General features: G+C 69.1%; 20 protein-coding genes. 6 read left to right on the top strand and 14 right to left on the bottom strand.

The genetic code is table 11. The features are described from left to right. Positions 1 to 6 precede the first annotated feature (6 nt). Entirely contained in the window at positions 7 to 576 is a 570-nt protein-coding gene (locus ACTWP6_RS16015) for a TIGR03086 family metal-binding protein (protein ID WP_443188211.1), read from the top strand. A gap of 1 nt (position 577) precedes the next feature. Here ACTWP6_RS16015 and ACTWP6_RS16020 read toward each other — a convergent pair whose 3' ends face one another. Both ACTWP6_RS16020 and ACTWP6_RS16025 read right to left on the bottom strand, forming a co-directional pair. Next, entirely contained in the window at positions 578 to 2,224 is a 1,647-nt protein-coding gene (locus ACTWP6_RS16020) for a SulP family inorganic anion transporter (protein WP_260755857.1), read from the bottom strand. After that, a complete protein-coding gene (locus ACTWP6_RS16025; RefSeq protein WP_260755855.1) occupies positions 2,221 to 2,601 on the bottom strand; it encodes an ArsR/SmtB family transcription factor in 381 nt (126 codons plus the stop codon). The genes ACTWP6_RS16020 and ACTWP6_RS16025 overlap by 4 nt, the downstream gene beginning before the upstream one ends. A 156-nt stretch (positions 2,602 to 2,757) precedes the next feature. Here ACTWP6_RS16025 and ACTWP6_RS16030 point away from each other — a divergent pair, with 156 nt between their 5' ends. Beyond that, complete coding sequence (locus tag ACTWP6_RS16030) at positions 2,758 to 3,765, top strand: PHP domain-containing protein (protein ID WP_260755854.1); 1,008 nt, start codon at positions 2,758 to 2,760, stop codon at positions 3,763 to 3,765. A gap of 86 nt (positions 3,766 to 3,851) precedes the next feature. On the opposite strand, the gene dinB is transcribed toward ACTWP6_RS16030, so the two are convergent. Both dinB and ACTWP6_RS16040 read right to left on the bottom strand, forming a co-directional pair. Further along, positions 3,852 to 5,063, bottom strand: a complete 1,212-nt coding sequence (dinB, locus tag ACTWP6_RS16035; protein ID WP_260755853.1) for a DNA polymerase IV — start codon at positions 5,061 to 5,063, stop codon at positions 3,852 to 3,854. A gap of 24 nt (positions 5,064 to 5,087) precedes the next feature. Continuing rightward, positions 5,088 to 5,729: a TetR/AcrR family transcriptional regulator gene (locus tag ACTWP6_RS16040; protein WP_260755852.1), complete on the bottom strand. Its 642-nt coding sequence runs from the start codon at positions 5,727 to 5,729 to the stop codon at positions 5,088 to 5,090. Positions 5,730 to 5,805: 76 nt separating this feature from the next. Here ACTWP6_RS16040 and ACTWP6_RS16045 point away from each other — a divergent pair, with 76 nt between their 5' ends. Then, on the top strand, positions 5,806 to 7,281 hold the full coding sequence (locus ACTWP6_RS16045) for a flavin-containing monooxygenase (RefSeq protein ID WP_260755851.1): 1,476 nt from the start codon (positions 5,806 to 5,808) through the stop codon (positions 7,279 to 7,281). A gap of 9 nt (positions 7,282 to 7,290) precedes the next feature. Here the strand turns inward: ACTWP6_RS16045 and rraA are convergent, their stop codons facing one another. The 7 genes from rraA to ACTWP6_RS16080 form a co-directional block, all read right to left on the bottom strand. After that, positions 7,291 to 7,773 (bottom strand): ribonuclease E activity regulator RraA, encoded by a 483-nt coding sequence (gene rraA, locus ACTWP6_RS16050; protein WP_260755850.1) that lies wholly within the window; start codon positions 7,771 to 7,773, stop codon positions 7,291 to 7,293. Positions 7,774 to 7,785: 12 nt separating this feature from the next. After that, a complete protein-coding gene (locus ACTWP6_RS16055; protein WP_260755849.1) occupies positions 7,786 to 8,547 on the bottom strand; it encodes a MerR family transcriptional regulator in 762 nt (253 codons plus the stop codon). Between the two features lie 48 nt (positions 8,548 to 8,595). Continuing rightward, positions 8,596 to 9,024 carry a hypothetical protein gene (locus ACTWP6_RS16060; RefSeq protein WP_443188212.1) on the bottom strand — a complete coding sequence of 143 codons (429 nt, stop codon included), beginning with the start codon at positions 9,022 to 9,024 and terminating at the stop codon, positions 8,596 to 8,598. A gap of 76 nt (positions 9,025 to 9,100) precedes the next feature. After that, positions 9,101 to 10,006: a copper resistance D family protein gene (locus tag ACTWP6_RS16065; RefSeq protein ID WP_443188213.1), complete on the bottom strand. Its 906-nt coding sequence runs from the start codon at positions 10,004 to 10,006 to the stop codon at positions 9,101 to 9,103. A 14-nt stretch (positions 10,007 to 10,020) separates the two neighbouring features. Beyond that, the gene (locus ACTWP6_RS16070; protein WP_443188214.1) at positions 10,021 to 10,578 is read right to left on the bottom strand and encodes a copper resistance CopC family protein; all 558 of its coding nucleotides are present in this window, start codon (positions 10,576 to 10,578) and stop codon (positions 10,021 to 10,023) included. Between the two features lie 37 nt (positions 10,579 to 10,615). Continuing rightward, complete coding sequence (locus ACTWP6_RS16075; protein WP_443188215.1) at positions 10,616 to 11,128, bottom strand: hypothetical protein; 513 nt, start codon at positions 11,126 to 11,128, stop codon at positions 10,616 to 10,618. A gap of 5 nt (positions 11,129 to 11,133) precedes the next feature. Next, entirely contained in the window at positions 11,134 to 11,790 is a 657-nt protein-coding gene (locus tag ACTWP6_RS16080; RefSeq protein ID WP_443188216.1) for a DUF6474 family protein, read from the bottom strand. 213 nt (positions 11,791 to 12,003) lie between these two features. Between ACTWP6_RS16080 and ACTWP6_RS16085 the strand changes: the two genes are divergently transcribed. Genes ACTWP6_RS16085 through ACTWP6_RS16095 form a run of 3 tightly spaced genes read left to right on the top strand, consistent with a single transcriptional unit; the run spans position 12,004 to position 14,708 of the window. Continuing rightward, positions 12,004 to 12,972, top strand: a complete 969-nt coding sequence (locus ACTWP6_RS16085; RefSeq protein WP_443188217.1) for a hypothetical protein — start codon at positions 12,004 to 12,006, stop codon at positions 12,970 to 12,972. Between the two features lie 60 nt (positions 12,973 to 13,032). After that, a complete protein-coding gene (locus tag ACTWP6_RS16090) occupies positions 13,033 to 13,524 on the top strand; it encodes an ImmA/IrrE family metallo-endopeptidase (RefSeq protein WP_443188218.1) in 492 nt (163 codons plus the stop codon). Continuing rightward, positions 13,521 to 14,708: a hypothetical protein gene (locus ACTWP6_RS16095; protein WP_260755841.1), complete on the top strand. Its 1,188-nt coding sequence runs from the start codon at positions 13,521 to 13,523 to the stop codon at positions 14,706 to 14,708. Before ACTWP6_RS16090 ends, ACTWP6_RS16095 begins: the two co-directional genes overlap by 4 nt. A 20-nt stretch (positions 14,709 to 14,728) precedes the next feature. Here ACTWP6_RS16095 and ACTWP6_RS16100 read toward each other — a convergent pair whose 3' ends face one another. The 3 genes from ACTWP6_RS16100 to sodN all read right to left on the bottom strand — a co-directional run bounded on the left by ACTWP6_RS16100 (position 14,729) and on the right by sodN (position 16,776). Continuing rightward, positions 14,729 to 15,127, bottom strand: coding sequence for a helix-turn-helix domain-containing protein (locus ACTWP6_RS16100; protein WP_260755840.1), 399 nt, complete (start codon positions 15,125 to 15,127; stop codon positions 14,729 to 14,731). Positions 15,128 to 15,658: 531 nt separating this feature from the next. Then, positions 15,659 to 16,192 (bottom strand): peptidase, encoded by a 534-nt coding sequence (locus tag ACTWP6_RS16105; protein ID WP_443188219.1) that lies wholly within the window; start codon positions 16,190 to 16,192, stop codon positions 15,659 to 15,661. Positions 16,193 to 16,353: 161 nt separating this feature from the next. Next, complete coding sequence (gene sodN, locus ACTWP6_RS16110; RefSeq protein ID WP_260755838.1) at positions 16,354 to 16,776, bottom strand: superoxide dismutase, Ni; 423 nt, start codon at positions 16,774 to 16,776, stop codon at positions 16,354 to 16,356. Positions 16,777 to 16,793: the final 17 nt, after the last annotated feature.

A 16,793-nucleotide genomic window follows, 5' to 3' on the forward strand; every position in this document is an offset into this window, starting at 1 on the left:
ACCGACATGATCGACATGTCCGGGGCCTGTGCCCGCACCGCCACGCTGCTGGGGCAGCTGGCCGACCACCAGTTGAGCGCGGTGACGCCGTGCCGCGACATGGATCTCGGTGCGCTGATCGCGCACATCGGGGGCCTGTCGCTGGCGTTCGAGGCCGCCGCGCGCAAGGACTTCGGCGTGCTGACCGACACGCCGCCACGGTTGGAGGAACGGCCCGACGACGACTGGCGGGAGCTCTACCCGGCCCGGTTGGCCGCGCTGGCCGAGGCGTGGCGGGATCCGGCCGCCTGGCAGGGGACGTCCCGGGCCGGCGGCGTCGACTTCCCCGCAGAGGTCGGCGGCATGATCGCGCTCGGCGAGGTGGTGGTGCACGGGTGGGATGTGGCGGCCTCGGCCGGGTTGCCCTACGCCGTCGAGGACCGGGTGCTGGAAGTCCTGCTGCCCCATGTCGCCGCGTTCGCCGAGGAGCCGGTCGAAGGGTTGTTCGCCGCGCCGGTGCCGGTGTCCGAAGAAGCGCCGCTGCTGGACCGGGTCCTCGGGCTGACCGGCCGCGATCCGTCGTGGACCGCGCCGTGAATCAGTGAGGCTGTCTGCGCGCGTGCGTCCTGGCGTGCTCGATCGCGTCGTCGAGGGTGTCCACCAGATGATTCTCGTGGCGCAGCGATTCGAAGACACCGACATTGGCCAGCAGCGCGGTGTGTTCCGGCCGAACTCCTTTGATGATCACCGTGATGCCGCGGGACTCCAACTCGGTGCAGATCTGCGCCAGGGTGTTGGCGCCGGTGGCGTCGAGCATGCCCAGCTGGGACATGCGGATGATCACGACCGATGTCCGCGGATGGTCGGGGTCGACGATGGCATTCGAGATCCGTTCGGCCACACCGAAGAACATCGCACCGTCCAGCCGCAGCAGGGCGATCTCCTCGTCGCCCGGAACATAGGGTGCGGGTAGCTCCTCCCGGACCACGCTGCTGCGCCTGGCCACACTGCGCAGCGCGAAGAACGCCGCCACCAGCACCCCGATCTCGACGGCCTCGATCAGGTCGAAGCACACCGTGACCGCAGCGGTGAGCACGAACGTCAGCGCGTCGGATCGGGTCGAGGTCAGGATCTTGCGGATGGTGGAGCGCGAGATCATCCGGAAGGACGTCACCATCAACACACCGGCCAGCGCCGCCAGCGGGATCGCCGCCACCGGCCCGGTGGCCAGATAGACGACGCCGAGCAATACGAGCGAGTGCACGATCGCCGAGAGCCGGGTGCGGGCACCCGACCGCACGTTGACGGCCGTGCGCGCGATCGCCCCGGTGGCCGGCATACCGCCGAAAACTCCGGAGGCAACCGAGGCCAGGCCCTGCCCGACGAGCTCCCGGTCCGGGTCGTACGGCCCCGTCGGCGCCATCGTGGCCGCGACCCGCGCCGACAGCAGCGATTCGATGGCGGCCAGCGCGGCGATGGCCAGTGCTGCTCCGAGCAGGTCGCGCAGCGCGTCGACGTCGGCGTGGGGCAGCACCGGCGCGGGAAGATGCGACGGCAACTCGCCGATGGTGGCGACCGACAGGCCCAGCACCGCCACGGCGACAGTCGCCGCGACGACGGCGGCGAGGGACTCCGGGATGGCCCGGTGGACCCGCGGCAGCACGAGCATGAGGACCGCGACGAACGCGATCACACCCAGGGTCTTGCCGGCCTGAGACCAGTCGGCGTGGCTGACCACGTGCCAGGCGGCGGGCAGGGTGCGCTGGCCGGACGGGCCGGCCGCGGAGAACGCCGCCGGGACCTGCTGCAGGAAGATGATCGTGGCGATGCCCAGGGTGAATCCCTCGATGACCGGCCACGGGATGAAGGTGACGGCCCGGCCCAGTCCGGTCACGCCGGCGAGGAGCACGATGACGCCGGCGAGCACGGTCACCAGGGCGATGCTGCCGAGGCCGTGCGCGGCGACGATCGGTGCCAGGACGACGGCCATCGCGCCGGTGGGCCCGGAGACCTGGACCGAGGAGCCGCCGAACACGGCGGCGACCAGGCCGGCGACCACCGCGGTGATCAATCCGGCCGCGGCACCGACGCCTGAGCTGATGCCGAACGCCAGGGCCAGCGGAAGGGCCACCACGCCGACCGTGACGCCGGCCAGGATGTCACGACGCCAGGACCGGGGCAGGTCGGCGTAGTCCCGCCGGTGCGGAAGCAGGCGGCCCAGATTGCGTGCGGCCGTGGCGATCATGGCCGCTTCTCCAGAGGCGGCAGCGCCTTGAGTGTCTTCAACTGGTCGCGTTGCCCGGCCAGGGTGTCGGCCAGAAAGGTGCGGGCGATGATCAGGAGTTCGGAGATCAGGGGGTGGGCGAGTTCGTAGAACACGGCGTTGCCGGTACGGCGCGCGGTCACCACATGATGACGCTTGAGGACAGCGAGGTGCTGCGACAGCAGGGTCGGCTCGAGTCCGGTGGCGGCAAGGATGTCGCTCACCGAAGTCGGGCCGCCGGCGGCGGAGAGGATCTCCAGCACGCGGATGCGCGCCGGGTGAGCAAGCGCCTTGAACAGGTTGGCCTTGATCTCGTAGAGCGGCCGCTGCTGGTCGGCGGGGAAGCGGTCGGGCGTCACCGTGGCCTTAGGAATTGATGGATTGAACGAATCTTCAATCAGGGTAACCCGCCCCGGCCCCGCAGGCGATCGACTGTGCCGGGACTCACTGTGCCGCCGCACTTCACCGGGGTCGGTGCAGGAGTTTCCTGTCGCCGACCGGGGCACACTGGAGCCATGGACCCGGTCACAGCGTTGCGCCAGATCGCGTACTACAAGGACCGAGCGCGGGAGGATCCGCGTCGGGTGATGGCCTACCGCAACGCAGCCGATGTGGTCGAGGCGCTCACCGACGCCCAGCGCGAGAAGCACGGCGCCGCCGACAGTTGGCAGTCGCTCCCGAAGATCGGGCCGAAGACCGCCAAGGTCATCGCCCAGGCCTGGGCCGGTCACGAACCCGACGTCCTGGTGGAACTGCGGGAGGCCGCCCCGGATCTCGGGGGCGGCGACATCCGCGCCGCGCTGCGCGGTGACCTGCACGTGCACTCCAACTGGTCGGACGGGTCCGCGCCGATCGAGGAGATGATGCTGGCCGCACGCGACCTCGGCCACGAGTACTGTGCGCTCACCGACCACTCGCCGCGGCTGCGGGTGGCCAACGGGCTGTCCCCGGAGCGGCTGCGCGAACAACTCGAGGTCATCGACGAGATCCGCGAAAAGGTCGCTCCCATGCGGATTCTCACGGGCATCGAGGTCGACATCCTCGAAGACGGCTCACTCGACCAGGAACCCGAACTCCTCGAGCGTCTCGACGTCGTCGTCGCCAGCGTGCACTCCAAGCTCGCGATGGACGCCCCCGCGATGACCCGGCGCATGCTCAAAGCCGTCACCAACCCGCACACCGACGTGCTCGGTCACTGCACCGGGCGACTCGTCACCGGCGGACGCGGCATCCGGGCCGAATCGAAGTTCGACGCCGAGAAGGTGTTCACCGCCTGTCGCGACGCCGGCACCGCCGTCGAGATCAACTCTCGTCCCGAGCGGCGCGACCCGCCGACCCGTCTGCTCACGTTGGCGATGGACATCGGCTGCGTGTTCGCCATCGACACCGATTCCCACGCACCCGGCCAGTTGGAGTTCCTCGGTTACGGCGCACAACGCGCCCTCGACGTCGGTCTGGAACCGGGACGCATCGTCAACACCTGGTCCGCGGACGATCTGCTGGAGTGGACCCGCTCCGGTTAGCCGGGCTGCGCTCCAGCGACTGACGGTGTGTACACGTCCCGAACGGAACCGGATCACCCGAACCGTTGTACCGGTGAACGGTCGGATCAGTCGGGAAGCGTGGGCATCTCCACGCCCGGGTCACGGCCGACCAGCACCCCGCGGGTCAAGGCCGCGTTGCCGTAACGTCCGCGCACCTTGTCGATGGTCAGGTCGATGGCCAGTGAGTCCTCGGCGTCGAGGGCCGGACCGAACGGCAGCTCGAGCTGTTGCGCGCCGTCGCGGTCGATGTTGCACACCGCGAAGCCGATCAGCGTCAGTCCGCGCTCGGAGATCAGCGGCCTTGCGGCCGCCACCAGGCCGCGTGCGGCGCCGAGGATCGCGTCCGTCGACGCCGTGGCCCTCGGCATGGTGTGCGACCGGGTCGCGCGGCCGAAGTCGGCGAACCGCAACCGCAGCACCACGGTGCGTCCGGAACGGCCGGCCTTGCGCATCCGCCGGGTGATCCGGTCGACCAGATTCACCACCACCGCGTCCACCTCGTCGGCGGACATCGCGCTGCCCGCCCGGCCCAGCGCGCGCTGCGCGCCGACCGACCGCCGCCGATGCCCGGTCACCACGCGGCGCCGATCGACGTTGTGCGACAGCGCGAACAGCTGACGGCCCATGGCGCCGCCGACCAGTGACCCCAGTGTGGTCTCGCTCAGCTCGGCCACATCGGCCACGGTCTCGATCCCGTGCGCGCGCAGCTTGTCGGCGGTCTTGGCGCCGACACCCCACAGCCGGCGCACCGGGAGCGGATGCAGGAACGCCAGTTCCCGGTCGGGCGGCACCAGCAGCAGGCCGTCCGGTTTGGCCTCCTGGCTGGCCACCTTGGCGAGGAACTTGGTGCGCGCGATCCCGACCGTGATCGGCAGCCCGACCTCGTCACGCACCCGTTCGCGCAGGCGGGCACCGATCTGCACCGGGGTGCCCGACACCCGCCGCAGGCCCGAGACATCGAGAAACGCCTCGTCGACGGACAGCGGTTCCACGACGGGAGTGGTGTCGTGGAAGACCTCGAACACGGCCGCGCTGGCCTGCGAATAGGCCGCCATACGAGGCGGCACCACGATGGCCTGCGGACACAGGGCCCGCGCCTGCCGGCCGCCCATCGCGGTACGCACCCCGTAGGCCTTGGCTTCGTAGCTGGCGGCCAGCACCACACCCCCGCCGACGATCACCGGCCGTCCGCGCAGCGACGGATCGTCGCGCTGCTCGACCGAGGCGTAGAACGAGTCGAGATCAGCGTGCAGGACGGCCGCGGTGGACACGAACATATGTTCGCATCACGCACCGACAGGTCAGTCCGCCGTGCCGTAGATGCTGGTGGTCCAGATGTGCACCAGGTTGTCGAGCACGCGGTGATCGGGAATGGACGGCTGATGGCCGGCGAAGGCGGCGGTCATCACCGACTCGTTCATCAGGTTCAACGCGGTCGACAACTCGCGGGCCGGCACGGTCACCGGCGCGGTCCCGTCGGCGCGCTCGGCCTCGATCACCGCAGCGATGTGGTCGATCCACCGCTGCATCGAGGTCGCCCACAGCGCTCGGGCCTCGGAGTTGGAGTTCTTCACCCCGACGGTCGCGGCGCAGACCGCGCGGTGGGCGCCGAAGGTCTCGACGAAGACGTTGATACCGCGACGCCAGATCGCGCGGCGGTCGGCGGGCCGGTCGGCGATCAACTGTGCCAGCGCGGCATCGGCTTCGGCGATCACGCGCTCCAGCAGCGTGAGCAGCACCGCGTCCTTGGACGGGAAGTAGAAGTAGAACGTGGGCCGCGAGATGCCCGCTCCTTTGGCCAGGTCGTCGACGGAGATCTCGGCCAGGGAACGGTCCTCGAGGAGGCGTTCGGCGGTCTCCAGAATCGCCAGTTCCCGATCGTCACCAGAGGGTCGGGCGGCGCGCCGACCCCGGGCGGGGCGGGCTTGTCGGGCGGCAGTCACAACAGCGACTTTACACTGTGTCGAGTTTCTCAACAGACTGTTGACTGCTTCGACATGGCGTTGATAGCTTGACACCATGACCGAATTTGTCGACGTTGTCATCGTGGGCGCCGGAATCTCCGGTATCAGTGCCGCCTGGCATCTGCAGGATCGCTGCCCGACCAAGAGCTACGTAATCCTGGAGCGGCGGGACAATCTCGGGGGTACCTGGGATCTGTTCAAGTACCCCGGCATCCGTTCCGATTCCGACATGTTCACTCTGGGCTTCCGGTTCAAGCCGTGGACATCGGAGAAGGCCATCGCCGATGGGCCGTCGATCATGGCCTACCTCAAGGAGACGGTCGCCGAGTATGGCATCGACAAGCACATCCGCTACGGGCAGGACGTGAAGTCCGCCGACTGGTCCGACGCCGACAACCGGTGGACCGTGCGGGTCGAGCGCGACGGTGAGCAGATCGAGATCTCCGCGAAGTACCTGATGGCCTGCAGCGGCTACTACAACTACGACGAGGGGTATTCGCCGGAGTTCGCCGGCTCGGACGATTTCGAGGGCACGATCATCCATCCGCAGCACTGGCCGGAGGAGCTGGACTACACGGGCAAGAAGATCGTCGTCATCGGCAGTGGGGCGACCGCGGTGACATTGATTCCGGCGCTGGCGAATTCGGGTGCCGGCCACGTGACGATGCTGCAGCGCTCGCCGACGTACATCGGCTCACTGCCGGACGTGGACCCGTTCACGGTCCGCATGAACAAGACCCTGCCCACCAAGGCGGCCTACGTGGTGAACCGGTGGAAGAGCATCATCTTCCAGTCCGTGCAGTATCAGATCGCGCGCAAGTTCCCGAATTTCATGCGTAAGACGTTGATGACGATGGCTGAGCGCCGACTGCCCGCAGGCTACGATGTCGCCAAGCATTTCGGGCCGAGCTACAACCCGTGGGACGAGCGGTTGTGTCTGGCCCCCAACGGCGATCTGTTCAAAACCATCCGGTCCGGCAAGGCCGACGTTGTCACCGACACCATCGAGCGGTTCACCAAGACCGGCATCCAGCTCGCCTCCGGCCAGCACATCGATGCCGACATCATCGTCACGGCAACGGGTTTGAACCTTCAGCTGTTCGGCGGTGCGGCGATCTCCCGCAACGGGGAGCCGCTGGAACTCAACGACTCGATGGCCTACAAGGGCATGATGCTGACCAACATGCCCAACATGTCGTTCACGATCGGCTACACCAACGCGTCGTGGACGCTGAAGGCCGACCTGGTCTCCGAATTCTTCTGCCGTGTCATCAATCACATGGACAGCAAGGGTTATGACACGGTTGAGCCGCGCCATCCCGGTACGGCTGTCGACGAGCGGCCGCTGATGGACTTCACCCCCGGCTATGTGCTGCGGGCGCTCGACTACCTGCCGAAGCAGGGGTCGCGGGCACCGTGGCGGCTCAAGCAGAACTATCTGCTGGACCTGCAGTTGATCCGGCGGGGCAAGGTCGACGACGAGGCGCTGGCGTTCTCGCGGCACCAGGCGCCGGTGACCGCCTCTGCGTGATCGGCGTGATCAGTCTGCGGCGATGACGACGATCCCGTCGTCATCGCTGTAGGCGATGTCGCCGGGCGTGAACACCACCCCGCCGAACTCGACGGCCTCGTCGCGCACGCCCTCACCGGTCTTGGTGCTCTTGCGCGGGTTGGTGCCGAGCGCCTTGATGCCGATGTCGAGTGTGCGCAGCGTGGCCGCGTCCCGGACCGCGCCGTTGACGATCAAACCGGACCACCCGTTGGACCGGCCCAGTTCGGCGATGACGTCGCCGACCAGCGCCGTGTGCACCGATCCGTCCCCGTCGATCACCAGCACCCCGCCGCCGCCGGGTTCCGAGAGCACCGACTTGAGCAGCGCGTTGTCCTCGAAGCACCGCACCGTGGTGATCGGACCGGCGAACTCCGTACGGCCTCCGTACTGGCGGAGCTGCAGGTCACAGCTGCGGACATCGGGGCCGATCTCGTCGACCAGGTCAGCGGTGGGACGCGGAGTCACTGTCACGCGGCGATTATCTCAGTCGCCGTCGTACCCGGCCACGATGACGTCGTGCACGAACTGTGCCAGCCCGGGCTCGGCGTCGTCGTAGTAGCGGGTGAAGCGCTCATCGGCGAGGTACATCTGGGCCAGGCAGCGGTGCATGTCGTCGTCGCAGTCGTAGAACCGTTCGATCGAGTCCCGGTGCCGGACACGGAGTTCCTCGGCGGCAGGCGACCCCGGCGCCACACCGGCCCGCTTGGCCTCGGCCAACGCGGCCAGTAGGGCATCGCCTTCGGCCTTCACCTCGATCCAGTCCTGCTTGGTGAGTTCGGCGCTGCGCTGTTGGGACTGCCGCCACACCTCCGTGCCGCCCCAGCGCTGTTCGGCCTCCTTGGCGTATTCGCCAGAGGCGACGGCGGTTCCGAAGATCTCGATCTGTTCCTCGGCGGTCAGCTGGACCCCGCTGCGATGTGCGTCCATCAGTTCCTCCACTGCTGTGATCATGTGCTGGAGACGGTCGGCCTGCTCCAGCAGCAGCTTGTGCTGGCGTTGCAGGTGCTCGACCACATCGACGGTCGCGTCGTCGAGCAGCGTGCGGATCTCCTCCAGAGGTAGACCCGCACCGCGGTACACGAGCACCAGGTGCAGCCGCTCGACGTCGGCGTCGGTGTACCCGCGGTAGCCCGCACTTGATCGCACGCTGGGCACCACAAGACCGAGGTGGTCGTAATGATGCAGCGTGCGCACCGACACCCCCGTGAGTTCGGCGACGGCGCCGACGGAACGAGTGGTGCTCATGGCATCACTATCGACCCTCACGCCACGTGAGGGTCAAGGGTTTTCGGGTCAGTGCCCGCTGTTGCGCCTTGCGGCCAGCACAACGACCAGGAGGGCCAGGATGCCGGTGACCAGCGCCGCCGCGATGGGCAGGCGTGACGAGTCGCGACTGTCCGGTGGCACGGGGACTGGTGCCGTGATCGCGGTACTGGCCGTTGCGACGGTCGACTTCGCTTGCGCTGCAGTCTCTTCGGCGGCCGCGGCCAGGTCGACCTTGGCGGGCGGCGTCTTCTTGGCGGGTGCTTTCGCAGGCGCGGCCTTTCTCAGCGCCGCCTTCTTCGCCGGAGCCTTCTTGGCCGGAGTCTTCTTGGCCGGTGCGGCCTTCTTTCCGGGCGTGGCTTTCCTGGCGGCGGCCTTCTTCACCGGCGGGGCCGGGGGAGGCACCGCCGGGGTTGCGGCATCGGGACTTTCGTCTGGCCGATCCGGCTGGTCTGCCATCTCTGCTCCTTTGAAAAATGTGTGCAACCGGCAGTGTTCCCATCATGCCAGCTGGCTACCCGGGCTCATCTCGGTGTCAGCCGGTCACCGACAGCGTCGCCGCCGCGCCCAACGTCACCGCCATCAATGCCAGTTCGGTGTACGCCCGGCTGCGGGACACCGCGGCGGTGCTGCGGTGCGTCCGGGCGGCGGGCAGCCACCACCCGCGGTTGCGCCACGCCAGCCCGATGAGCAGCAGCGTCAGCGCGATCTTGGCCGAGAACACCCGGCCGTAACCCGTGGCATAGAGGTCCCGGGGGCTTTCCAGCACCGTCATCCCGGCGACGATGCCGCCGAGAAGCAGCGCGGCCACGCAGACCAGAGAGAACTGGGAGAACCGGGGCAGCACCCGCGCCCATTGCCCGCGGTGATCGACCGTCAGCACCAGTGCGGCCAGCGCCCCGCACCACAGTGCCGCTGCCAGCGCGTGCACCGCGACCGCCGCCCCGCCGACCGGGCTGTCCGACAGGTGGCCGGTCAGCGGGTGGCCCACGATGCCGATGCCGGCCAGCCCTGCCGCGACGGTGCCCGCCGGTCCGGACCGCGGCGCCGCCACCGCCAGGACGCCCACCGCCACCGCGGTGATCACCGTGAGCAGGCCGGCCCGGCCCACGGCGGTGTGGGCAGCGAACTGCCACGTCTGTTCCGCTGCCAGGCGCACCACCGAGGTGCCCGTTGCCTCGGACGCCGCGACCACGAGCCGGACCAGTTCGGCCACCACCCACACCGCCGCGGCGACCACCAGAGGAGCCCCTGCGCGGCGGGCCAGCTCGTCGCGGTGCCGGGCGCCGTCGAGCACGGGCACGGCGGTGAGCCCGAGTGCGACCACGGCGGCGGCATCGGCGAGCGTCCTGACCGCCGCCCCGGCGAGCGGAGCCGACGGGTAGGCCAGCGCCCACGCCGCGACGCAACCCGCCGCGGTGACGAGCAGTCCGCCCGTCACCGCCCTCCCGCGGATCACGACCGGCGCCGAACCGCCCACAGCGCGCCGGCCGCGACGAGTGCCACCGCCGCGACCACGAACGGCCAGACCGGGACACTCCCGCCGGCACGGTCGTTCTCGGCGGGTGCCGCCGCCGGGCTGGTGTCGGGGACTTCGGCGGTCGGGGACGCAGCGGCGGGCGCCGCCGTGCGGACACGGTAGGACCAGGACCCGGTCACCACGTGGCCGTCGGCGGAGGTGGCGCGGTAGTTCACCGTGTACTCACCCGCCGGCCCGCCGGGCCGGACCGCCACGCCGATGACGGCGCCGTTGACGGTCGGATCGCCGTCCGACCACAGCGCGCCGTCAGGGCCGACCACCGTCATCGCGGCGAACTGGCTCTGCATCGGTTCGTTGAACGTCGCGTTCACCGAGGAGGGCGGCAGCTCCAACTCGGCGTTCTCGCCGGGGTCGCTGGCGATGCGGGCGGCGTGCGCCCACGCCGTTGACGCGGAGCCGAGCGCGCCGGCGGCCAGCCCGAACGTCACGGCGGTGATGAGCAACGCGTGCATCGCACGCTGTACAACAGTCATTCGATTGTGCTTTCTGGAGTCGAGCGGAAGGTTGCGGTCAGCGGTGCGCAGTGACCGGCGGCCCTCGGTGCGACATGGAGAAGGCGAGCAGCAGGGTGGAACGCAGCGGGTGATCGACAGTCCGCACCGCCGTGGTCGTCGCAGCGGCGGGGGCCGCGACGCCGCGAGACCGGAAGGTCCGCAGGACAGTCGACAGCGCCAGGCACAGTCGCGCCGCCATCTCGATCAGCACCGCACCGACCACCACCGCGAGGATGTGTGCCGCCGCCATCGCGGAGGCAGGGGGCACGCTGTGCGGGTGACCGTGCACCGAGAGCACCGCATGCCCGATGACCTGGCCGGCGCCCAGCACGCCCACCAGCACCGGCAGCCGGTCGGTGCGCGGGACTGCCGAGGTCACGGCCGCGACGACCGCGGCGACCAGGACCAGCTGGACAGCCGACGCCCCGACGGGGAGCAGCCCGCCGCCGGCACTGTGCGCCGCCAGGGTCAGGGCTGCCGTGAGCAGCCCTGCAGCCGCGCCGCGCAGTCGCGCCGGGCCTGTGGACAAGAGGGTCAGACCACGCCCAGGCGGGCCATCAGGTCGGCGTCGATGCCGTCGAGTTGCTCGGCGATCGCCGCGTGGGCGGCGCACCGGCGGGCGGACGGCATGTTCTCGGCGGCGGCCACGGCGGCCCCCAGATCGGTCAGCCGCTCGGTGATCGCATTGACGAACTGCTTGGTCTCGGCGTCCTTGGGCTTCTTCTCGGCGATCATGCGCAGCGATTGCTCGGCGCCGGCGATCCGGGCCGACAGCTGCGCGCCGTGCCCGGAGAACTGGCCGAGCTGACTCAGCGGGACACCGAGCCGGTCGGCGCGGCGTTCGTCGATCAGTCCGCGGGCCGAGATCGACGCGCGGTACACCAGCGGCACCACCACCGGAGCCAGCAGACGCGACACGGTGAGCGCCCGGCGGATCCGGCTGGGCGAGAACAGTTTGCCCTCACGGGCGGCCTTCAATTGCGTCTCAGCAACCTTGAGCGCGGCGCGGTCACTGTCGCGCTGCGCCTTCAGTTGGGATCGCAGCGCGCGGGCCTGCGCCTTCTGCTCGGCTTTGAACCGGCGGACCTCGTTCTTGGCCGACAGCTTCGCTTCCAGCTTGGCCTTGGCCTTGATGGCGCGGGCCTCCGCCTTCCGGGTGGCGCGGGATTTCCGTCGTTTGAACAGACTCATCCCTGCGGCCTCCCAGTCGACTCATCGGCACGTCCGCCGCCGATTCGGCGGTGATGGTGACCAACACTAGCGTTCACGGCCGGACCGGATGTCCCCGCGCCCTGGATGATGGGCCGGTTTGCGCCACGCAGCAAACGGAACAGGCCGGTTGTGCGAGAATCGACCCACATCGGGGTCAGACGGCGGCGCGGTTCGCCGAAGGGTGGTGACAACGTGGGTGGGGGTGCGCGTGTCGCTGCAGCAGCCTGCCTGGTGATTTCGGGGCTGTTGGTCGGTGGTGCCGCCACCGCGTCGGCCGACACCCGCACGCCGGCCGAGGACGTCGCCGACAGCCCCGCCCGCCCCGAGACCCTCGGCGGTGCCGCCGACGGGCGCGATCCCGACGGGGCCAAGCCCGGCGACGATGCCGGGGACGGCCAGGAAGGCGAACCGGACCTGGATCCCGACTCCTCTCCCGATGCGGAGGGGAAGGACGACGGCGGCGACAGCACCGAGTCCCCACCCGCATCCGACGAGCCCGGCGCCGAGGACGACGGTGCGCTGAGCCCGCGTCCGCCCTGCTGCGAGGGCGCAGACAAGGACTGCGAACCGGGCTGGCCCTGGCCGTGGCCGCCGTGGCCCTGGTCCGACATCCCCGACGACCGGCCCGGCTCCGACAACGACTACGGCGAAGGGCCGCCGCAGGGGGTGCCCTCGATCCGGCCGGTGCCGGGCGGGGTCATGCGGCCCGGAGTCGAACCGCCGGTCGGTGAACCCGAGCATCCCGACGTGCTGGACGTGGTGCCCGATGTCGGCGTCGCCGCCGGTGACCTGCCCGAGGCGCCGGTCAGCGTGCCGATCCTGGTCACCGTCCCCGCCGTCGGCGGTGCGCCGGGACCTGCCGCTGCCGGCTCGGGTCCCGCGACGTCCGCCGGTCCTCGCCGGTTCGCCGAGAAACCGCCGCCACGGCAGCAGACCACGACGACCACGGTCGGGGCCGACCTCACTGTCCCCGCGTCGGCCAACCGGGTCGGATACGGCGATTATCTGCGCGGAGCCGGGATATCCCAGATTGCGGCGCTGGCATTGCCCGGACTGGCCGGGTTACTGGTCCTCACCGGGGCCGGGGGGCTGGTCGGTTACCGACAGGCCAGAGCCGGACAAGGAGTGCGCACCGCCGCCACCGCGCGCTTCATGAACTGACAGTGGCGCCCATCCCGCCGGGACGGGCGCGCATAGTGGACTCCACCGAGAGGAGGATTCATGCCCGCGAGCCGCAGCGTCACCAGAGCGGTCAGTGAGGTGCTCGCCCTGGCCCCGCGCCATGGCGAGGTGTCACTACCGCGTCTGGTCGAAGCCGTCAGTGAAAACCGGGGCAGGCCCATCGAACACGCCACGGCCGAACTGCCGCCGGGTGTGTGCGGACAGTGGCGGCAGTACGCCGACCATGACGTTTTCCTGATCCAGCAGGGGCTGCCCGCCTGGGATCGAACGCTGGCCCACGAACTCGGGCATCTCGTGCTGGGTCACGAGGGGATCCCGGTGGTGCAGGCGGCGAGGCAGAGCACCGAGCTGGCCAGCTCGGAACTCATCGGCTACATGCTCAATCAGCGCACCGGTTGCATGGGACCCAGCGGGGAGGACGCCGAGCAGGAGGCAGAGGACTTCGCCGCACTGCTGATCTACCGGCTCGGACGGCTGCCTTCGGACCGATCCTCGATCGTCCAGGTCCGTCTCGGAGAGGCGTTTGGTTGATCGTCTGGGTGATCGCCGGTCTCCTGGGGCTGGCCACCGGCCTGCGTATCGGCTGGGCACTGGTCAACAAGCAGTCCCTGGTGAGCACGGCGATGATCTTGGCGCTGGGCAGCCTCGCCCTGGTCGCCGCACTGAACTGGCAGCCGCTGACCCTGTTGATCGACACCCTGCTGCGTTGGCCGAACATCTCGATGGGGCTCAGCCAAGTGGCGCTGGTGGCCTGCGCGGCCGGCAGCTGCGTGATGATCACGACGGTGTCGTCCAACCGCGCCCCCGCCACCGTCAGACGGATCGCGATGTTCCAGTACGGCGTCGCCGCGGTGATCGCCGCCTTCAGTTTCGGGATGTTCCTGGCGGCGGGGCAACAGCCCGAGATGGCGCCCGACGAATATCTGCGGCGCAACCTCGGGATCGGCGGCAATGCGCTGCCGTGGCTGCTTCCGCTGCTCTATGTGCTGCTGGCGCTCAGCCTGGTGGTGTGGGCCGGACTGCGCCATTCCAATCGGACCCGCCGGGGCCGGGCGCTGTTCGTTTTCACCGTCGGCATCGTGCTGATCGTGCTGGCGCTGGCGTTCTTCCTGCTGCGGGCGGTCGGCACCTCCGGACCGGTCGGGGTCGGTGCGGCGGCGACGCTGCTGGGCTGCGCGATGCTGATCGTCGCGGCCGGCTCCCTGCTGCCCAGCTTGGAGGACTGGTTCGGCGCGCGCCGGGAGCTGCGCACGATCCAGCCCCTGCTCGATGAGCTCGGCCGCCGCCATCCCGATGTCGGGATCGGGGTCCGTCCACGGGGCCCGCTCGTCTTTCGCGTCGCCGAACGCATGTCTCTGATCTCCGACGCGCTGTTCCTGGAGGCCACCGCCGCAGACGGCGCGCTGCGCACGGTAGAAAGCAACGGCGCCGACGTCACCGACCTTGACGAGCTCGTGGAGCGGGCGCGGCTGGAGGCACCGGACGCCTCACCGACCGAGCAGGCGGCCGCGATTGCGGCATGGATCTACGAGGGGCGGCACGGAGCCGCAGGGGCGGGGCGGGAGAGATTCCCCGGTTTGGCATGGCTTCGTCAGCCCGCAACGTACTCGGATCGAGAGTGGATCCTGGAGATCGCCCGCCAGTACCGGCGGCTGACCGCGGATGCCGATGACGCCGTCCCGGAACACGCTGGCCGGGGTGCGGTTGCCGACTGAATGTCGCGCCCGCGACAGGGTTAAACGTCGAGGTTTTCGCGGCGACGCAGTTCGTCGACCTTCTGCACGATGTCCTGCTTGGCCTCGGCCGACAGTCCGACCGTCCTGGCCGCAATCTTGCGGACGCCTTCGTCCCGCATCCCGGCGAGCAGCGTCAGCTCCTTGTCGAGCTTCTCGTAGTACTCGTCGTCGGTGAAGTACGCGGGCTTGATGCGGAAGAAGTTGGCAAGCGCGGCCATGGTAGCCACCGACGGGTTGGTGCGGTTGCCGGAACGCAGCTGCGACAGGTACGGGGCGGACATGGTCACCCCCTCGGCCTTGAGCGCTGCGATCACCTCGGCCGAGGTGTGCGGCCCGCGTCCGGGCGGGTAGACCGTGTCAAACAAGCGGTTGAGGCGAGCGGCAAACGTATTGCTCATTGGGATGACCTCCACATACAGGCGAGCGGGTTCATAGGGCGGCGTATTTGCTGATTATCGTAGCGACAGTTGTGGCCACAACCAAGTGCAAACCGGGTAAAAGTCGTCCCGGTCGGCGCTGTGACGTGCCGCTGCTGGCGTGAACGGCGTCGGTATTCGCACCTCGCACCGCCATAGTACGGTGCGGTTAAGCAAATACTAACGGCTCCGTAGCCAGCATACGCACGTCTCTTTGACAGCTGCAGTCACATAAGTTGCCTCATGTACCGTCGGCAACGATCGCAGAAGGGGTGGCGCAGACCACGTTTGGTTTGCTGGAGGCTGGGTGTCCCTGGGTTCTGCCCAGCGCCGGCACGTCGCTTCTCGGCATGTGATACGGCAAACGTCCGCGTCCGCGGTGTGACGCACCTCTCGTCACGGTGTCAGTAGCCAGTGGCAGGCCGGCAGGGATGATCCGCCACCGGCCTGTGCGGCGCGGCCGGTTCGCCTGAGGACCGACACGCCCGCAGCGGTCTGGTACCGGAAGGGCCGTCAGGCGGCCAGCAGCATCGCGAGGATCGCGGTGTCGGGATGGCTGATCGGATCCACCCCGACGCGGCTGACCATCGAGGTCACCGTGCCGTCGGATTCGGCCTCGACCCATGCGGCGCGGTGTTCGAGACCCAGGTGCGGCAGCCCGGGCAGCAGCACGCAGCCCGACGCCGCGCCGGTGCACTCGGGAAGTGACGGCGTGGTCTCCGAGGGGGGATGCAGCATCATCAGCGCCGGGGGCTGACGATCGGCGAAGTGGCCGGGGGGCACCGCCGAGTCCCCGACCACGGTGCCCTCGGCGAGCACCAGCCCGACCGTGCAGGGCTCGGGCTCCTCGGGCAGTTCCTCGCGCACCCTGAAGATCGTGGTGGTGGACAGCAGCCCCGGCATCGACGCGACGCGGACCGCCACCATGAGCAGCTGTGCCCACTCCTTGGTGGAGTCGGGCCAGCGGCCCGAGACGACGAACCCTTTGAGAGATCCGCGCGAATGAAACGGGGCGATCTCGATCGCCCGTCCGGACCCGAACTCCATTTCGCCTCCTGGCACCCAGACCAACGCCCGACACGCCTCTGGGTCGATTGGCACAGAATGCGGCACAAACCTGTTGGCAGACAAGAGGACACGACTGCTAGCTGGACAAACAAAACCCGGCTCGGTCGACGACCGAGCCGGGCAGGCGTTGGTGGGGTGGGTCAGGCAGGCGGGTAGACGCCCATCTGCTTGCCCTTGTCGGTCTGCCAGAAGATGTCGGCGATCTCGTCGATCGTCTTCAGCAGCTTCTCGGCGACGGCCACGTCGAGCGACTTCTTGACGTCGCCGGCACCGTGCACGCCGTCCCAGAAGAGCTGGTGCAGGTTCGGGAACTGCTCGAAGTGGTCCTTGGTGAAGAAGTCGGCCCACAGCACCATCAGGTGGTGTTTGACCTCTTCGGCCTGACGTTCCTTGATGATGATGGCGCGGGTCTTGAAGTGCTCATCGTCGGAGTCGTGGTACTTCTGGATCGTCTTGAGGCAGGACAGCGCCTCGATCTTGGCCTGCGCGGGGTCGTAGACGCCGCAGTACAGATCGCAGTGGGCGTGGGCAGGGGTTGCGTTGGCGAACAGTCGATGCAGCATGGCCCTAACTTACCCTT

It is taken from the genome of Mycobacterium sp. 4D054, assembly GCF_052245755.1.
GTDB lineage: Bacteria > Actinomycetota > Actinomycetes > Mycobacteriales > Mycobacteriaceae > Mycobacterium.